The organism is Micromonospora sp., assembly GCF_048594385.1.
Classification (GTDB): domain Bacteria; phylum Actinomycetota; class Actinomycetes; order Mycobacteriales; family Micromonosporaceae; genus Micromonospora; species Micromonospora wenchangensis.
The window spans coordinates 1-1,713 of record NZ_JBMDWU010000394.1; the positions used below are offsets into that span (position 1 = coordinate 1).

General features: G+C 75.1%; 2 protein-coding genes. Both read left to right on the forward strand.

Features of this window, described 5'->3' with window-relative positions; translation table 11 throughout:
* The coding region (locus tag ACOJTC_RS21060) for a hypothetical protein (RefSeq protein ID WP_420118169.1) at positions 1 to 843 on the forward strand (843 nt) is incomplete at its 5' end.
* Positions 833 to 1,713 (forward strand): LLM class flavin-dependent oxidoreductase (locus ACOJTC_RS21065; protein WP_420118170.1); only part of this gene is annotated, 881 nt, incomplete at its 3' end. The genes ACOJTC_RS21060 and ACOJTC_RS21065, both read left to right, overlap by 11 nt.

Below are 1,713 nucleotides of genomic sequence, written 5' to 3' on the forward strand. Positions count from 1 at the left end.
CCACTGGCCGGCGAGACCTTCGCCGACGTCGACACTCTCGAGGAGCGGCTGCGCCGCTACATCGCCGACGACCTCACCCGCCGGGCCGATCCCCGGCACTCCGCGGACCTCGCCGTGTTCAACGCGCTGCTCAGCGTGTACGGCGTGATCGGCCGCGCCGTCGCCGGGGGCCGGGTGGCCGCTGCGGACCGGATCCGCCGGATCGAGGGGGATCTGCACGGGCTGTTCTCCTTCATCGCCAGCGGGCCGCCGCCCCGACGGCTGGCCGAGCTGCTGGCGCTCAACGAGGCCGGCCTCGTCCGTTTCCTCGGCCCCGACCTCGAGGTGGCACTGGACGGTGACCGGTTCGTCGGCCGCAGCCCGGCGGTCCCCGGGGCGGAGGTCCGGGCCCGTGTGTTCATCGAGGGCCGCCTGCCCAAGGCCGACATCGCCTCGGCCACCGATCCGCTGATCCGCTCGCTGCTGGCCGCCGGCCAGCTCGCGGTCGAGCCGGTGACCGACACCGTCGACGGCGCCCCGGTGGCCGGCGGTCAACTGCTCGCCGACGGCCTCGGGCGGGCCAAGCGGGCCGACGGCAGCTTCCATCCACGCCGCTTCCTGCTGGGTCCATCGGTCAGCGGTTCCCTGGGCAGCGCGGGGTTCAGCCGGCCCGGCTACAACTCGCCGTTCCTGCGGCAGAACGACGGTGTGGCCCGGCATCTGCTCACCCTGCTGCGCGCCGCCGCCACCGCACCCGCGCCCGCGGTCAGCGGCCCGGCCGAGATCCGGCCGTTCCGACCCCGGACCGCGCCGGTCGACCTCCACCACCGCCCCGACAGAATCGAGAACCGCCATGCCCGTTGACTTCCTCGGCATCGGAGCCACCCACCCGGGCACCGAGACCGCGCCCCGCACCGGCCCCGCCTTCGACCCGGAGTACACCGTGCGGCTGGCCCGCGCCCACGAGGACAACCACTGGGACCGGCTGCTGTTCGCCTACTCCGCGAGTTCCCCGGATCCCGCTCAGGCGGCCGCCCTGGTCGGCCAGCACAGCGACACGGTGTCGCTGGTGGTGGCCCACCGCCCCAACGTCTCCGTCCCCACTCACGCCGCCACCACCCTGGCGACCCTGGATCAGGCCACCGGCGGGCGGGTGCAGATCCACGTCATCACCGGCGGTTCCACCGCCGACCAGGCCGCCGAGGGCGACCACCTGCCCAAGGACGAGCGCTACGAGCGCACCCGGGAGTACATCCAGATCCTCAAGTCTGCGTGGACGTCGCCGACGCCGTTCGACTTCACCGGCCGGCACTACCGCCTCGAACAGTTCGTCTCCGACGTGCCGCCGGCCACCCGTCCCCGTCCGCTGATCTCCTTTGGCGGGTCGTCGGCCGCCGCCTACGCGGTGGGCGCCGCCGAGGCCGACGTGTTCGCGCTGTGGGGCGAGCCGCTGGCCGGCACCCGCGAACAGCTCGCCTCCATCGAGGCCGCCGCCGTCGCCGCCGGACGGCCCGACCGGCCGGGCATCCAGATCGCCTTCCGGCCGATCATCGCGCCCACCCGGGCAGCCGCCGAGGAGAAGGCGCAGCGCATCCTCGCCCAGCTGCAGCAGGCGCCGCGTCGCCGACCCGGCGCCCCCGAGAACGCCGGCTCGCAGCGGCTGCTCGCCCAGGCGGCCGGTGCCGACCGGCACGACCGGGCGCTCTGGACGGCCACCGCCGCGGCGACCGGCGG